The 13,911-nt window shown below is 67.8% G+C and carries 16 protein-coding genes; 8 read left to right on the top strand and 8 right to left on the bottom strand.

Annotated elements, in window-relative coordinates; genetic code table 11:
• Nucleotides 1-16 precede the first annotated feature (16 nt).
• Nucleotides 17-700, top strand: coding sequence for an HAD family hydrolase (locus tag SAZ01S_RS20395; RefSeq protein WP_084584093.1), 684 nt, complete (start codon nucleotides 17-19; stop codon nucleotides 698-700).
• Here SAZ01S_RS20395 and SAZ01S_RS20400 read toward each other — a convergent pair.
• From SAZ01S_RS20400 to SAZ01S_RS20410, 3 genes are all read right to left on the bottom strand, one after another.
• Entirely contained in the window at nucleotides 677-1,663 is a 987-nt protein-coding gene (locus SAZ01S_RS20400; protein WP_218018137.1) for an alpha/beta hydrolase, read from the bottom strand. The two genes, SAZ01S_RS20395 and SAZ01S_RS20400, sit on opposite strands and share 24 nt — an antisense overlap.
• 111 nt (nucleotides 1,664-1,774) lie before the next feature.
• A complete protein-coding gene (locus SAZ01S_RS20405) occupies nucleotides 1,775-3,352 on the bottom strand; it encodes a cisplatin damage response ATP-dependent DNA ligase (RefSeq protein ID WP_084584094.1) in 1,578 nt (525 codons plus the stop codon).
• Nucleotides 3,353-3,441: 89 nt separating this feature from the next.
• Nucleotides 3,442-4,314, bottom strand: a complete 873-nt coding sequence (locus tag SAZ01S_RS20410; protein WP_084584095.1) for a DMT family transporter — start codon at nucleotides 4,312-4,314, stop codon at nucleotides 3,442-3,444.
• A gap of 276 nt (nucleotides 4,315-4,590) precedes the next feature.
• Here SAZ01S_RS20410 and SAZ01S_RS20415 point away from each other — a divergent pair, with 276 nt between their 5' ends.
• Together SAZ01S_RS20415 and SAZ01S_RS20420 are read left to right on the top strand one after the other, a co-directional pair.
• Nucleotides 4,591-5,448 carry a metallophosphoesterase gene (locus SAZ01S_RS20415; protein WP_084584096.1) on the top strand — a complete coding sequence of 286 codons (858 nt, stop codon included), beginning with the start codon at nucleotides 4,591-4,593 and terminating at the stop codon, nucleotides 5,446-5,448.
• Between the two features lie 48 nt (nucleotides 5,449-5,496).
• Complete coding sequence (locus tag SAZ01S_RS20420) at nucleotides 5,497-5,826, top strand: hypothetical protein (RefSeq protein ID WP_084584097.1); 330 nt, start codon at nucleotides 5,497-5,499, stop codon at nucleotides 5,824-5,826.
• A 63-nt stretch (nucleotides 5,827-5,889) separates the two neighbouring features.
• Here SAZ01S_RS20420 and SAZ01S_RS20425 read toward each other — a convergent pair whose 3' ends face one another.
• Nucleotides 5,890-6,384: a Dps family protein gene (locus tag SAZ01S_RS20425; protein ID WP_084584098.1), complete on the bottom strand. Its 495-nt coding sequence runs from the start codon at nucleotides 6,382-6,384 to the stop codon at nucleotides 5,890-5,892.
• 252 nt (nucleotides 6,385-6,636) lie between these two features.
• Here SAZ01S_RS20425 and rpmG point away from each other — a divergent pair, with 252 nt between their 5' ends.
• Nucleotides 6,637-6,804: a 50S ribosomal protein L33 gene (gene rpmG, locus SAZ01S_RS20430; RefSeq protein ID WP_010125625.1), complete on the top strand. Its 168-nt coding sequence runs from the start codon at nucleotides 6,637-6,639 to the stop codon at nucleotides 6,802-6,804.
• Nucleotides 6,805-6,844: 40 nt separating this feature from the next.
• On the opposite strand, the gene SAZ01S_RS20435 is transcribed toward rpmG, so the two are convergent.
• Nucleotides 6,845-7,267, bottom strand: a complete 423-nt coding sequence (locus SAZ01S_RS20435) for a response regulator (RefSeq protein ID WP_084584099.1) — start codon at nucleotides 7,265-7,267, stop codon at nucleotides 6,845-6,847.
• Between the two features lie 35 nt (nucleotides 7,268-7,302).
• On the opposite strand from SAZ01S_RS20435, the gene SAZ01S_RS20440 reads away from it, so the two are divergent.
• From SAZ01S_RS20440 to SAZ01S_RS20455, 4 genes are all read left to right on the top strand, one after another.
• Complete coding sequence (locus SAZ01S_RS20440) at nucleotides 7,303-7,569, top strand: DUF3572 domain-containing protein (protein WP_084584100.1); 267 nt, start codon at nucleotides 7,303-7,305, stop codon at nucleotides 7,567-7,569.
• The gene (locus tag SAZ01S_RS20445) at nucleotides 7,566-8,177 is read left to right on the top strand and encodes a hypothetical protein (RefSeq protein ID WP_084584101.1); all 612 of its coding nucleotides are present in this window, start codon (nucleotides 7,566-7,568) and stop codon (nucleotides 8,175-8,177) included. The genes SAZ01S_RS20440 and SAZ01S_RS20445 overlap by 4 nt, the downstream gene beginning before the upstream one ends.
• Nucleotides 8,178-8,220: 43 nt before the next feature.
• Nucleotides 8,221-8,685, top strand: coding sequence for a RidA family protein (locus SAZ01S_RS20450; protein ID WP_084584102.1), 465 nt, complete (start codon nucleotides 8,221-8,223; stop codon nucleotides 8,683-8,685).
• Between the two features lie 268 nt (nucleotides 8,686-8,953).
• Nucleotides 8,954-9,757 carry a TorF family putative porin gene (locus SAZ01S_RS20455; protein WP_084584103.1) on the top strand — a complete coding sequence of 268 codons (804 nt, stop codon included), beginning with the start codon at nucleotides 8,954-8,956 and terminating at the stop codon, nucleotides 9,755-9,757.
• Between the two features lie 180 nt (nucleotides 9,758-9,937).
• On the opposite strand, the gene SAZ01S_RS20460 is transcribed toward SAZ01S_RS20455, so the two are convergent.
• The 3 genes from SAZ01S_RS20460 to ileS are packed head-to-tail and all read right to left on the bottom strand — an operon-like array spanning nucleotide 9,938 to nucleotide 13,804.
• Nucleotides 9,938-10,351, bottom strand: coding sequence for a DUF3035 domain-containing protein (locus SAZ01S_RS20460; protein ID WP_084584104.1), 414 nt, complete (start codon nucleotides 10,349-10,351; stop codon nucleotides 9,938-9,940).
• The gene (lspA, locus tag SAZ01S_RS20465) at nucleotides 10,344-10,865 is read right to left on the bottom strand and encodes a signal peptidase II (protein WP_084584105.1); all 522 of its coding nucleotides are present in this window, start codon (nucleotides 10,863-10,865) and stop codon (nucleotides 10,344-10,346) included. Before lspA ends, SAZ01S_RS20460 begins: the two co-directional genes overlap by 8 nt.
• On the bottom strand, nucleotides 10,862-13,804 hold the full coding sequence (gene ileS / locus SAZ01S_RS20470; protein ID WP_084584106.1) for an isoleucine--tRNA ligase: 2,943 nt from the start codon (nucleotides 13,802-13,804) through the stop codon (nucleotides 10,862-10,864). The genes lspA and ileS overlap by 4 nt, the downstream gene beginning before the upstream one ends.
• Between the last annotated feature and the right edge of the window lie 107 nt (nucleotides 13,805-13,911).

Consider the following 13,911-nt stretch of genomic DNA (forward strand, 5'->3'; position numbering starts at 1 on the left):
GCATGCGGGGCCGGCGATGATCGCGGCGATCCTGTTCGATCTCGACGAGACGCTGCACGACCGCGCCGCGTCGCTCCGCAGCTTTCTCCTCGACCAGCATCGGCGGTGGTTTCCCGGCCATGTCGCGCAGCATGCCTTTGTCGCGCAGTTCCTGGCGCTCGATGCGCATGGCAGCCTCGCCAAGCCGTTGCTCTATCCCCGCCTGCTCGCAGCGCTGGGCATCACGGGGCGGGATGCCGACATGTTGGCCGCCGACTATGCCGCAGGCTTCCGCGACCATGTCCGGCCCATGGACGGAGTCGCCGCGCTGCTGCCGGCGCTGCGCGCGCGGGGGCTGCGGCTGGGCATCATCAGCAACGGCGCTACGGCGTTCCAGCACCGCACCATCGATGCGCTCGGCATCCGCGCCGCCTTCGATGCCATCCTGATTTCCGAGGCCGAGCAGCTGCGCAAGCCCGATCCCCGGCTGTTCCATCGCGCGACGGAACGGCTGGGGGTATCCCCGGAGCGATGCGTGTTCGTCGGCGATCATCCGGAGGCAGATGTGCGCGGGGCGATGGCCGCCGGCATGGGCGCGATCTGGTTCCGCCGTGCCATTCGCTGGCCCGAGACCTTGCCAGCGCCGCCGGCGACGATCGAGTCGCTGTCGGCACTGCCTCCCCTTTTGGAGGCCGCCCTAGAGCAGGCCCCGCTCACCTAGCCAGGTTTCCAGCAATTCCGTCCAGCGATCCACGCCGTGCCCGGTTGCGCGCAGCGCAAAGGCGTGGCCGCCGCTGCCGAACAGATGCACCTCCGCCGGCACGCCCGCCGAATCGAGCGCCCGGGCATAGACCGTACTGTTGCAGATCTCGTCGACCGGGTCGTCCCAGGCCTGCACCAGGAAGGTCGGCGGCGTCGCCTTGGTCACGTGGATGCCGGGATCGAGCGTATCGCCCTTGCGGCAGAGATGGCCAGGATAGAGCGGCACCGCGAAATCGGGGCGGCTGCTGACGCGATCGATCGCATCGACCGGCGCATAGGCAGGCTGGGTGATGTTGCTCGTCTGCACCACCAGATAGCCGCCGGCTGAAAAGCCGAGCACGCCGATCTTGCCCGGATCGACGTGCAGTTCGGCGGCGCGGGCCCGGAGCAGGCGAATCGCCCGCTGCGCGTCCTGCAAGGCGGTGGGGTGCGGCGGCTCCACGGCGCAATCGCACGACGCATCATAGTGATGGTTGCTGTTCGGCACGCGGTACTTGACCACCGCGCAGGTGATGCCCCGCGCCGTCATCCAGTCGCACGCCTCGGTACCCTCCAGGTCCATCACCAGCAGCTTGAAGCCGCCGCCGGGGAAGACGAGCACGGCCGCGCCCTTGCCGGGGCGCTTTGCCGGATAGATGCTGAGCGTGGGCGTGGCGACGTCGAACACGCCGGTCACCGGGCGCCCGTCGAAGCGCTTCGGGTTTACCGAAATCTCGGTGTGCTCCGCCGGGCCGCGAACGTCGCCGGCATTGGGCGGGGTGCCGGGCCACAGCGGCAGCTGGCGCCCCCCGCCGGGCGCCCGCCAGGCAGGGCCGCGCACCGGCTGCGGCGTGGCCTGGGGTGCCGGCGCGGCGCCGCCGGCGAGCGCCGCCATCACCACTGCCGCACCGATCGCCCGCCACCCCATCGCCGCCCTCCGCATGACCGCCTGCAGCGTGCCACCGCCGCACGCGGCGTCAACCTATAGGGCGGGCAAAATTCCCCGCGACGCGCGAGGCCGTGTCGTCGTGCGTCCGGATCACGGTATCGAGGATCAGGTCACCAGCCGCCGCAGCCCGGCGATGGTGTCCGCCTCGGCCGCCGGCTTGTCGGTGCGGATCCGGGCGATCCGCGGGAAGCGCATCGCCAGGCCGGATTTGTGGCGCTTCGATTCGTGGATCGAATCGAACGCCACTTCGAGCACCAGCGACTTGTCGGTCTCGCGCACCGGTCCGAAGCGGTTGACCGTGTGGGTGCGCACATGCCGGTCGAGCCATTTCAGCTCCTCGTCGGTAAAGCCGAAATAGGCCTTGCCGACGGGCAGCAGTTCGCCGCTCTCGGTCCAGGCGCCGAAGGTGAAGTCCGAATAGAAGCTGCTGCGCTTGCCGGAGCCGCGCTGGGCATACATCAGCACGCAATCGGCGGTGAGCGGATCGCGCTTCCACTTGTACCACAGACCCACCCGTCGACCCGCGACATAGGGCGAATCGCGCCGCTTGAGCATCACCCCCTCGATCGCCGCGTCGCGCGCACCGGCGCGGATCTCCTCGAGCGCGGCAAAATCGGCCGCGTCGATCACCGCAGAGAGGTCGAAGCGGCCCGGATCGAGCCCGGGCACGAACGCTTCCAGCCGGGCACGGCGGGCGTGCCAGGGCAGCGCCCGCACATCCTCGGCACCGACGAACAGCACATCATAGAGCCGGACGAACGCCGGGAACTCCGCCAGCGTCTTGGCCGAGACCAGCTTGCGCCCCAGCCGCTGCTGCAGCGCGTTGAAGCTGCCCGCCTCGCCCCCCTGCACCTCGCCGCGGACCAGCAACTCGCCGTCGAGCACGCCGGGGGTGGCGAACGCCGCGGCCACTTCCGGAAAGCTGCGGGTGATGTCGTCGCCGGCCCGGCTGTAGAGCCGCGTTTCGCCCCCGGCATGGACGAGCTGGACGCGGATGCCGTCCCATTTCCATTCCGCCGCATAGTCGGCGAGGCTGACCTGCGTCTCTTCCAGCGGATGTGCGAGCATGAACGGGCGGAACACCGGCACATCCTCCGCGCGCGGCTGCTCGGCGCGGCCCTCCGCCCAGTCGAACAGCCGGGCATAAGGCGGGTGCAGCCCGTGCCACACTTCCTCCACCGCCTCGACGTCGAGCCCGAACGCCTGCGCCAGCGCTGTCTTGGCGAGCCGCGCGGAGATGCCGACGCGCAGCGCCCCGGTGGCCAGCTTGAGCAGCGCATAGCGCTCGTCGGCCTCCAGCCGGTCGAGCATCGCGGCGAGCACGGCCGGCGCATCCGAACGCGAGAGCGCGCCCAGCGTCGAGACCACGTTCGACAGTGTCAGCGGCGTGCTCTCGGGCGGGGGAACTGCCGGCTCCGGCCAGAGCAGCGCGATCGTCTCGGCCGAGTCGCCGACGAAATCGCGGCTCATCCCGTACAGCACCGGGTCGACGCGCGCCTCGATCATCGCGCGGAGCAGCGCGGGCTTCACCGCCGGCAGGTCGAGTGCGCCGGTCAGCGCCGCCATCGCCCAGCCGCGATCAGGATCGGGAGTCGCACGGAGATACCCGCCGATCAGGCGGAGCTTGGCGTTGCGCGAGCGGGTGTAGATCAGCCGGTCGAGCAGGTCGGCGAAAGCGCGCATGCGGACACAGATGGGGGCGGGCATGGAATGGCGCTAGGGGGTTCAACTCCCACCCGATTTTCGCCGTCCATCGGAGAGCAGACCTGCGCCTAACCACCGGCCAGTGCGATCACGCCGGCGATCAGTACGCCGCATCCCACCAGTCGCCAGATGCCGACCGCCTCCCGCAGGATCACCATGGCCAGCAGGGCGCCCACCATCATCGACATCTCGCGCATCGGTGCGACCAGACTGAGCGGTGCGCCGCGCTGCAGCGCCGCCAGCACCAGGATGTACGACAGGGGCGACAACAGCCCCACGCCGATGGCGAGCCCCCAATAGCCCCGCATGGCGGCGATCGCCCGGTGCGGATTGGCGCCCACGATCGGCGCGAGCAGGCAGAAGCGCACCAGGTTCGAGAACCAGTCGAGCAGGATCGGTGTGATGCCGAGTGCCTTTACCGTATAGGCATCGACGACCGTATAGGCAGCGATCAGCCCGCCGGTCGCCGTGCCCCAGCGGACCCCGGCCTGCCCCTCCGCCCGGCGGAAGGCGGAAAGGTCGCCGCGGGTCGCAATCAGGCCGATCCCGATCACCACCAGCGCGAGGCCGAGCAGGCGGCGGCCGGTCGGCGCCTCGCCCAGCAGCAGGATCGCGCCGATCGAGGACAGCATCGGCCCGGTGCCGCGCGCCACCGGATACACCACCGAGAGATCGGCCACCTGGTAGCCGCGCTGAAGGCACAGGCTGTAGGCGAGATGGAGCAGGCTGCTGAGCAGCACGAAGCCGATCCCCCAGGCCGTCCAGCCGATCGCCCCGGTGACGAGGAGGTACAGCACCCACGGCGCGTAGCCGACGCAGGCGACGAGATTATAGGCGAAGACGAAGGCGGCCCCGGCCGAAGCCGCGCGTTTGGCCAGCAGGTTCCAGCTGGCATGGATTACCGATGCCAGGACGATGAGAAGCAGCGAGGCAAGCGTCACGGGACCCCCTTTGGCGCGGACGCGCCGGTTGATCTCGACGTCTCCGCCTCTGGGCTTCTATCCCTGGGGTGCAGCCGCAGGGCTGCCTGCGGTCTCTGCAACGCTCGGTCCAGCGACGATGCCGTCCGGAACCCTAGTTGCCACTCTGTCGATGCCGGCGTGCTAGCTTGATCGAGGGCCATCGATCAAGCCGTCCCACCGACGGACTTGTCGATCTACCGCATTGCAGCAAACAAGGGTTCGCGACTCTGCGTCCTTGCCGTACAGGTCACGGCGATGAAGCGCTTCCTCCTCCTGCTCGTGCTGCTTGCCTTCGCCCTGATCGGCCTGGGCCTGTTCACCGCAATGCGCGATCCCGTCGTTCGCCGGCTCACCGTCCATATGCGCGACTGGCCCGCGGGTGCCCCGCCGATGCGGGTGGTGCTGCTGAGCGACCTGCATGCCGCCGGACCGGAAACGCCGCCGTCGCGGCTCGCGCGAATCGTCGCGCAGGTGAATGCGCTCCAGCCGGATCTGGTGCTGATCGCCGGCGACTTCGAGCAGGAGCGCACGCTCTCGACCCGCACGTACGATGCCGCCGAAGCCACCGCGCCGCTGGCCGGGCTGCGCGCGCGCTACGGCGTCGTCGCCGTGCTCGGCAACCATGACTATTCCGATGACGGCACGACGGACCTGCCGCCCTGGCTCGCCCGGCGCGGGATCACGCTGCTGCGCAACAGCGCGGTTCGGCGGGGCCCGCTCACCATTGCCGGCGCCGACGACCTGTACCACCGCAAGTTTCGCGGCCATCTGCTGGACCAGGCGGCGCGGGCACTGCCGGGGCCGACGCTGGTGCTGAGCCATACCCCCGATGTCGTACCGTTCCTGCCCAACTATCCGCTGCTGCTCGCGGGCCACACCCATTGCGGCCAGATCGTGCCGCCGCTGATCGGCCCGCTCACCGCCGAATCAGCCCTGGGCCTGCGCTATGTCTGCGGGCTGATTCGAGAGCCCGGGCGGGACGTGCTGGTCACCGCGGGAATCGGCACCAGCGGGGTGCCGCTGCGCATCGGCGCGGTGCCAGACCTGTGGCTGCTGACGATCGACGGCGTGCCGCCCGAGACGATTCGCAAATCTGCCGCAATCCGGCACTAGCCTGCCGGTGCGGGCGCATAGCGCGCCCGATCAGGGAGAGCCTTTCCGATGAAGCTTCTTGTCGCAGGCGCGCTTGCCGCCGCCGTGCTCAGCCCCGCCGCGATGGCGCAGCAGACCCCGGCGCCCGCAGCCGCACCGGCCGCCGCGACCGCACCGGCCGCCGCGGGCAAGTTCACGCTCGACACGCCGATCGAGACGCTGATCGCCGATGCAAAGGCCAAGGCGGTGCTCGACACCGATATTCCGGGCCTGTCGTCGCACCCCGCGCTTGACCAGTTCAAGTCGATGAGCCTGCGGGCGGTGCAGCCCTTCTCGCAGGGCGCGCTGACCGACGAGATGCTGAAGAAGGTCGAAACCGACCTCGCCGCCATCAAGTAAGCGGCGATCCGCTACTAGGCAGCAGGCCGGCGCGCTCGCGGAGCGCGCCGGCCGAGTTTCGGTTCAGCCCTTGCGGCTGGCCTCGAACAGGAACCAGGCGCGCTCTTCGGCCTGGTCTGTCCATTCGTCGACGATGCCGCTGGTGGCATTGTCCTTGGCCTCCTCGGCCGCTTCCTTCACCGCGCGGAAGCTTTCGACCAGCTTGAGATTGTCGTCGCGCAGCTCGGCGAGCATGTCGCCCGGTGCCACGAATTCCGCGTCATTGTCCGACAGGGTCTGGCGGCGGGCAATGTCGCCGATCGAGCGCAGCGTGGTGTTGCCGGTCTTGCGCACGCGCTCGGCAATGGCATCGGTCACGCCCAGGATCTGCGCGGCCTGGTCGTCGAGCAGCAGGTGATAGTCGCGGAAGTGCGGGCCCGAGACGTGCCAGTGGAAGTTCTTGGTCTTGAAATAGAGCGTGAAGCAGTCGGCCAGCGCGCTGTTCAGGGCATCGGCAACGCTCTTGGTGTCGTTGCGATTGAGGTCGGTCGGCGTCGCGAGTGCGGGATTTTCAGCCATGGGGTTCCTCCTGAAGGCAATCGATTCGGTGCCCTAACGATCGGGATATAGGATCGGGTTCCAAGGAGGGAACAGCCATACCCTAGGATTAACCCGATCAGCTTGATCGATAGATTCGATGCGTCGCCTTTGGCATCTCGACGCCAACACACTTGACTTTCACGGACGATTCGCGCATCCGCTCCCCCCTGTCAGCGGTGTGCCCATGGCGCGCCGCTCTTTTCTTTTCGCACGAATCAAGGGTTCCGGGTCATGGCAAAGCCGACCACCGTAAAGATCAAGCTCGTCAGCACGGCGGATACGGGCTTCTTCTATGTCACCAAGAAGAATCCGCGCACCCAGACCGAGAAGCTGAGCTTCCGCAAGTATGATCCGGTCGTGCGCAAGCATGTCGACTTCAAGGAAGCGAAGATCAAGTAACGCTGCCGGGCGCGGCGGCCCGCGCCCGCACCGTTCGATCTTATCGCGCCGGATCCTCGCCAGGGTCCGGCGTTTTCGCTGCATCGTCGCCGTCCAGCGCAGCCATCAGCTTCTCGACCTGCTCGATGAAGCGGGCCAGCGAGATCGGCTTGGCGACATAGGAGCGCGCGCCCGCCGCGCGGATCCGCTCCTCGTCCTCATGGCTCGAATAGGCGGTCACCGCCATGATCGGGATTCGGCCGAGCACCGGATCGGCCTGCATCTGGCCGATCAGCTCGAAGCCGGTAACGTGCGGCAGCTGCACATCCATGATCACCAGATCGGGCCCGAAGCGCCGCGCCGCGGGCACGGCTTCACGCCCGTCGCGCACGGGCTCGGCCTCATAGCCGTGCGCGCGCAACAGGTCGCAGAACAGCTTCAGGTTCAATTCGTTGTCCTCGACAACGAGTACTCTTTTTGGCACGCGCTACCCCTACTCTGCGGGGGAGGTGTTAGGCGATGGCGGGCGACGTGACAAATCCCGAAACGGTGGCGTTGCAGGCTTTGGCGTGGATACTCAGCGAGCCCGGCCGCGCGTCTCGCCTGCTCGACCTTACCGGGCTGGACCCGGCGACACTGCGCGCCCGCGCCGGCGAGCCCGCGCTGCTCGCCGCGGTGCTCGGCTTCCTTGAATCCTACGAGCCCGATCTGATCGCCTGCGCCGACGCGCTCGATCTTTCCCCCGCGGCGCTAGTCGACGCCCGCCACCAGCTGGAGCGTGCATGAAACCCCTGCTCATCACCGATTGCGACGAAGTGCTGCTCCACATGGTTCGCCATTTCGGCGAATGGCTGGGCGACACCCACGATATCGACTTCGCGCTGAACGGCAGCGACTTCGACGGCGCGATGCGGCGTCGCGGCGACGGCAGCACGCTGGAAGGGCAGGAAATGTGGGCGCTGCTCGACGGCTTCTTCCCCGCCGAGATGGAGCGCCAGACGCTGGTGCCGCACGCGCGCGAGGCGCTGGGCCGGATCGCCGCGGTGGCCGACATCGTCGTGCTCACCAACCTGCAGGACCATTGCCGCGACCACCGCATCACCCAGCTGGCGAATCACGGCATCGTCCACCGGGTGGAGTGCAACCAGGGCGGCAAGGGCACACCCGTAGCCCGGCTGGTGGCAGAGCATGGCGCCCCGGTAGCGGTGTTCGTCGACGATCTCGCCACGCACCACGAATCGGTCGCCAAGCATGCGCCGGACGTGTTCCGGCTGCACATGGTCGCCGAGCCGAGCCTGGCCCCCAAGGTGCCCCCTGCCCCGCACGCCCATGCCCGCATCGACGATTGGCGCGCCGCCGAGACGTGGATTCTGGAGCGCTTCGCCCAAGGCTGATCCGCCCCTTGACCCTGCCGCCCGCGAATGGTTGGGTCGCGGCATGACCACTGCCATCGATCGCAAGCTCGCCGAGCTTGGCCTCGCCCTTCCCGAGGCCGCCGCTCCCGTCGCCGCCTATGTTCCGGTCGTCGAGGCCGGCGGGCTGCTCCATGTTTCCGGGCAGCTGCCGTTCAAGGACGGCACGCTGATGACCGGCCGCCTCGGCGAAGACCGCGACATCGCCTTCGGCACCGAAGCGGCGCAGCGTTGCGGCCTGATGCTGGTCGCGCAGATCAAGAAGGCGCTGGACGGCGACCTCTCGCGGGTCAAGCGCGTGGTGAAGCTGGGCGTGTTCGTGAACTCGACCGCCGACTTCACCGATCAGCCCAAGGTCGCCAATGGCGCGTCGGAGCTGATGCAGGCGCTGTTCGGCGAGGCCGGCCGCCATGCCCGCAGCGCGGTGGGCGTTGCCGCGTTGCCGCTGGGCGCCGCCGTCGAAGTCGACGCAATTTTCCAGCTCGCCTGAGTGTTTGTTTGGAAATGCGCCGCCGCGCATTTCCAATCGGGCTCTGAGGCCGCGATGCCCTTTGTCGAAGCCTCGGTAAAGGGCATGTGGCACTGCAGCAACACTAGATTACAATTTCTGAGAAGCGCGCCGAAGAAGGTTGCGCTTACCCCCCTTATTCCGGCAATGTTTTGTTGCAAACCGGAAGTCGCCGGGCCGCAGAGCCCAACATCACGCGATGCCGGTGGCAGCAGGCAGGGACCCTTTATTTGAATTTGAAAGGGATTCCATGCGCTTCACCTCGATCAGCCTCGGCGCGCTCCTGCTCGCCACGACCGCCCCTGCGCTGGCACAAGAGGCAGCTCCGGCAGCAGCTCCCGCGTCGGCGATCACCCTGAACGGCACCGCGACGGTGATCAGCGACTACAAGTTCCGCGGCATCTCGCAGACCGATGGCAATTTCGCTGTGCAGGGCGGGCTGACGATCAGCCACGCCTCGGGCTTCTATGTCTCCGCCTGGGGCTCGTCGATCGACGACTATGTCACGACGCACGGCACCGCCCACCAGGAGCTCGACCTGATCGCGGGCTTCAAGCATACGTTCAAGGGTGGCGTGACGGTCGATGTCGGCGCGCTCTACTATGTCTATCCTGGCACCCGCCCCGGCTTTGCCGGCGACAAGAGCGCGTCCGACTTCATCGAGCCCTATGCCTCGGTGACCTATGCGATCGGCCCGATCTCGGCCAAGGCGACGGTGAACTATGCGCCGAAGCAGCAGGCACTGTCGCTCGACCAGGGCCAGAGCGGCACGCTGAAGAGCAACGACAATGTCTATCTGGCGGGCGACGTCTCCGCCGCGATCCCGAAGACCCCGTTCAGTGTGACCGGCCATCTCGGCCACACCTTTGGGCCCAGCTGGCTCGTGCCGATCCAGCGCAAGGAATATACCGACTGGGCGGTGGGCGGCGCCTATACCTGGAAGAACCTGTCGCTCGGCGTCTCCTATGTCGGCACCGACGTGAAGTTCTTCACCCCGAGCGGCCATGACGCCGCCAAGGGCAGCATTCTGGGATCGATCGGCGTCAGCTTCTAAGCGGACGGCTTGGGGAGGGGCGCGGGAGCGGCGGGGGCCGCTCCCGATTGCCTTGCCCGCAGCGGGAAGACCGGGCGCGGGAGGCGAACGCACCGCGCACGCGCGCAGCATGCTCCAAAACGAAAAGCGCCGGCCCGCAATCTGCGGACCGGCGCTTTTCCGTAGCCCAAGGCCAGGCGCTTACTGCGGCGTCTTGACGCTCGCGTCCTTGTTGTCGCCCTGGGGCGATTTCAGGATGTCCTGGGTCGTGGTGCCCTTGTCGACGACGGTGGTCGAGGGGCTGCCGGCATTGCTGCGCACGCCGGCATCGGCGCTGGCGGCACCGGCCTGGTCGAGCGTGGCGCTCTCCGCCGGGCTGCGCGCTGCCGAACCGCCGAACAGCGCCTCCAGCGCCTGATCGGACGGATTGGTATCCTGCGGGCGGGCCGCACCCGGCTGGGGGGGACGGAGCGAGAAATCGGGCGGGATCACCAGCGGCGCCTGGCGGGCGACGGCGAACTCGTCGGGACGCGCGCGGTCATAGCCCCGCTTGCCGCACGCCGAAAGCGAGGCCACCAGGGCGACGCCGGTCGCGACGAGAATAAGCTTACGCATTGAATTTCTTCTCCACAGGGGCAGGCGACTTGGGGTTCTTGTCGCGAACGAGCAGGGCACGGAGCAGCAGGATCACCACCCCGATGGTAATCGCGGCATCGGCCACGTTGAAGACCAAAAAGGGGCGCCACTCGCCGAAATGCAGATCGGCAAAATCGACGACATAGCCGAGGCGGCTGCGATCGAGGATGTTGCCGCACGCCCCGCCCAGCACCAGGCCGAGTGCGAACACGTCGCCCGCCTTCTTCTCGCGCAGCATCCAGACGAGGACGCCGACCGCGATCGCCGCGGTCATCAGCACCAGCAGCCAGCGCATCGCCGGGCTGTTGGCCGAAAGCAGGCCCAGCGACACGCCGATATTCTTGACGAAGCGCAGGTCGAAGATCGGCAGCAGGGTGAGCGAGTCATTCTGCACCACCAGCCCCAGCGGGCCGGTGACGATGTACTTGGTCAGCTGGTCGAGCAGGAACACGCCGAGCGCGGCCGCAAAACCGAAAATCCGCACCGACTTCATTCCGACACCACCTTTGCGCAGCGGTCGCACAGCGCCCCGTCCTGCGTCACTTCGGGAAGATGCCGCCAGCACCGGCCGCATTTGTGGCGATGGGTGGGCGTGACCGTGACATCGTCGGCCTGATCCACCTTGGCGACGATGAACAGCTCGGTCAGCTCCTCGGCCGGCATCGGCAGCGTCGGCACCGTCACCTCGGCCTCGAGGCTGGAACGCACCTGCTTCTCGCGGCGCAACGGCTCGATCGCCTCGGTCACCGTCTGGCGCAGCGCGCGGATCGCGGCCCAGTCATGCTCGACCGACGCGCCTTCCGGCAGCACCGGCCATTCGAGCTCGTGGACCGACCCATCCTCGCTCGGGAAGCGGCTCTGCCACACTTCCTCGGCGGTGAAGGCGAGGATCGGCGCGGCGTAGCGGACCAGCGCGTGGAACAGCACGTCGAGCACGGTGCGATAGGCACGGCGCTTGGGATCGCGCTCTGCATCGCAATAGAGGCAGTCCTTGCGGATATCGAAGAAGAAGGCCGAGAGGTCCTCGTTCATGAAATCGCCGAGCGCGCGCGCATAGCGATTGAACTCGAACGCCTCCGCCGCCGACCGCAGCTCCGAATCGAGCGCCGCCAGCTTGTGGAGCACATAGCGCTCCAGCTCGGGCATCTCGGCTACCGCGACCTTCTCGGCCTCGCCGAACCCGTCGAGCGCGCCGAGCAGATAGCGGAAGGTGTTGCGGATCTTGCGATACGCATCGCCGGTGCCGGCCAGCACCTCCTTGCCGATGCGGACGTCGTCGAAATAGTCGGTCTGCGCGACCCAGAGGCGCAGGATGTCCGCGCCGCTTTCGCCGATGATCTTCAGCGGATCGACGACGTTGCCGAGCGACTTGGACATCTTCTTGCCCTGGCCGTCGAGCGCGAAGCCATGGGTGAGCACCGCGTCATAGGGCGCCCGGCCGCGCGTACCCGACGATTCGAGCAGCGACGACTGGAACCAGCCGCGATGCTGGTCCGAACCTTCGAGATAGAGGTTGGCGCGGACGCCCTCACCGTAGCGCGCCTCGATCACGAAGCTGTGGGTCGAGCCGCTGTCGAACCACACGTCGAGGATGTCGGTGACGACCTCATAGTCCTCGGCCCGGTAGTCGGGGCCGAGCAGCGCCTGGTGGTCGGCCTGGAACCAGGCATCGGCCCCGCCGGCGCGGAAGGCGTCGAGGATGCGGGCGTTGACCGCCGGATCGCGCAGATAGTCGCCGGTGGCGCGATTGACGTAGAGCGCGATCGGCACGCCCCAGGCGCGCTGGCGGCTGATCACCCAGTCCGGGCGGCCCTCCACCATCGCGCGAATGCGGTTGATCGAGCGTTCCGGCACCCAGCGGGTGCGCTCGATCGAATCGAGCGCGATTTCGCGGAGGGTTGGGGCGTTGGAAGCGCTCTTCGCATCCGTTCCCCTCCCGCTTGCGGGGGGGGTTAGGGGAGGGGCTGACGTGGCGAGGTCGGACGGCGCTGCGGCCGGCCCCTCCCCCGACCCCTCCCGCAAGCGGGAGGGGAGCGCAGACTGCGAGGGCTGCGGCTTGTCCATCGGGATGAACCACTGCGGCGTCGCGCGGAAGATGATCTTGGCCTTGCTCCGCCAGCTGTGCGGATAGCTGTGCTGGAAGTCGTCCGAGGCGGCGAGCAGCGCGCCGGCCGCGCGCAGGTCCGAGCAGATCGGGCCTTCGGCGCTGACGAATTTCTTGTTGATCACCGATCCCTGGCCGCCGAGCCACAGCCAGTCGGCGCGGTACATGCCCGCGCCGTCGACCGCGAAGACGGGGTCAATGCCGTGCGCCTTGCACAGCAGGAAGTCGTCCTCGCCATGATCCGGCGCCATATGGACAAGGCCCGTACCCGCGTCCGTGGTAACGAAGTCGCCGGGCAGGAACGGCCGCGGTTTGGCGAAGAACCCGCCGAGCGCGTGCATCGGGTGGCGGGCGACGGCGCCTTCGAGAGCCCAGCCGCCCTTATAGTAGACATCGACGGCGTCGCTATTATCCCAAGCGGAGCCGATGCGCTTCAGGAAGGTCGGCACCAGTGCGGTCGCCACCAAGAATTTCTTGCCGGCGAGTCCCGCGAGTGCAGGCTCTTCAAGGGCGCCCGCCTTCAGCTCGAAAAGCGAATATTCGACCTCAGGCCCATACGCCAACGCCTGGTTCACCGGAATCGTCCACGGCGTGGTCGTCCAGATCACCGCATGCGCGCCGACCAGCTCGGGCGCGTTCGGTGCCTCGGTGATCTCGAACGCCACGTCGATCTGCGTGGACACGATGTCCTCATATTCGACCTCGGCCTCGGCCAGCGCGGTCTTCTCCACGGGCGACCACATCACCGGCTTGGCGCCGCGATAGAGCTGGCCGCTCTCGGCGAACTTGAGCAGCTCGCCGGCGATCCGCGCCTCGGCGTCGAACTTCATGGTGAGATAGGGATCGTCCCAATCGCCCAGGATGCCGAGCCGCTCGAACTGGCCGCGCTGCACCGCCACCCATTTCTCGGCATAGGCGCGGCATTCGGCGCGGAAGGCGACGGGGTCGACCTCGTCCTTGTTGAGCTTCTTGGCGCGGTACGCTTCCTCGACCTTCCACTCGATCGGCAGGCCGTGGCAGTCCCAGCCGGGGACATAGGGCGCGTCCTTGCCCATCAGGCTCTGCGAGCGGACGACGATGTCCTTCAGGATCTTGTTGAGCGCATGGCCCATATGGATGTCGCCATTGGCGTAGGGCGGGCCGTCGTGCAGCAGGAAGCGCTCGCGGCCGGCGCGGGCCTCGCGCAGCTTCTGGTAGAGGTTAATGCGCGCCCAGCGCTCGAGGATGGCGGGCTCCTTGGCAGCAAGGCCGGCCTTCATCGGAAAATCGGTCTTCGGCAGGAAGACGGTGTCGCGCCAGTCGCGCTGGGTGTCGGTTGCGTCAGTCATGGGTCGCGCGGGATTAGCCGGTGTGCGCGGCGAAGTCATCCCTGCTCTTCTTCCAAGCCCCTCCTCCTGGAAGGAGGGGTTGGGGTGGAGGGATTCCAGAACGCAAG

The sequence above is a fragment of the Sphingomonas azotifigens NBRC 15497 genome (assembly GCF_002091475.1).
GTDB classification, from domain to species: domain Bacteria; phylum Pseudomonadota; class Alphaproteobacteria; order Sphingomonadales; family Sphingomonadaceae; genus Sphingomonas; species Sphingomonas azotifigens.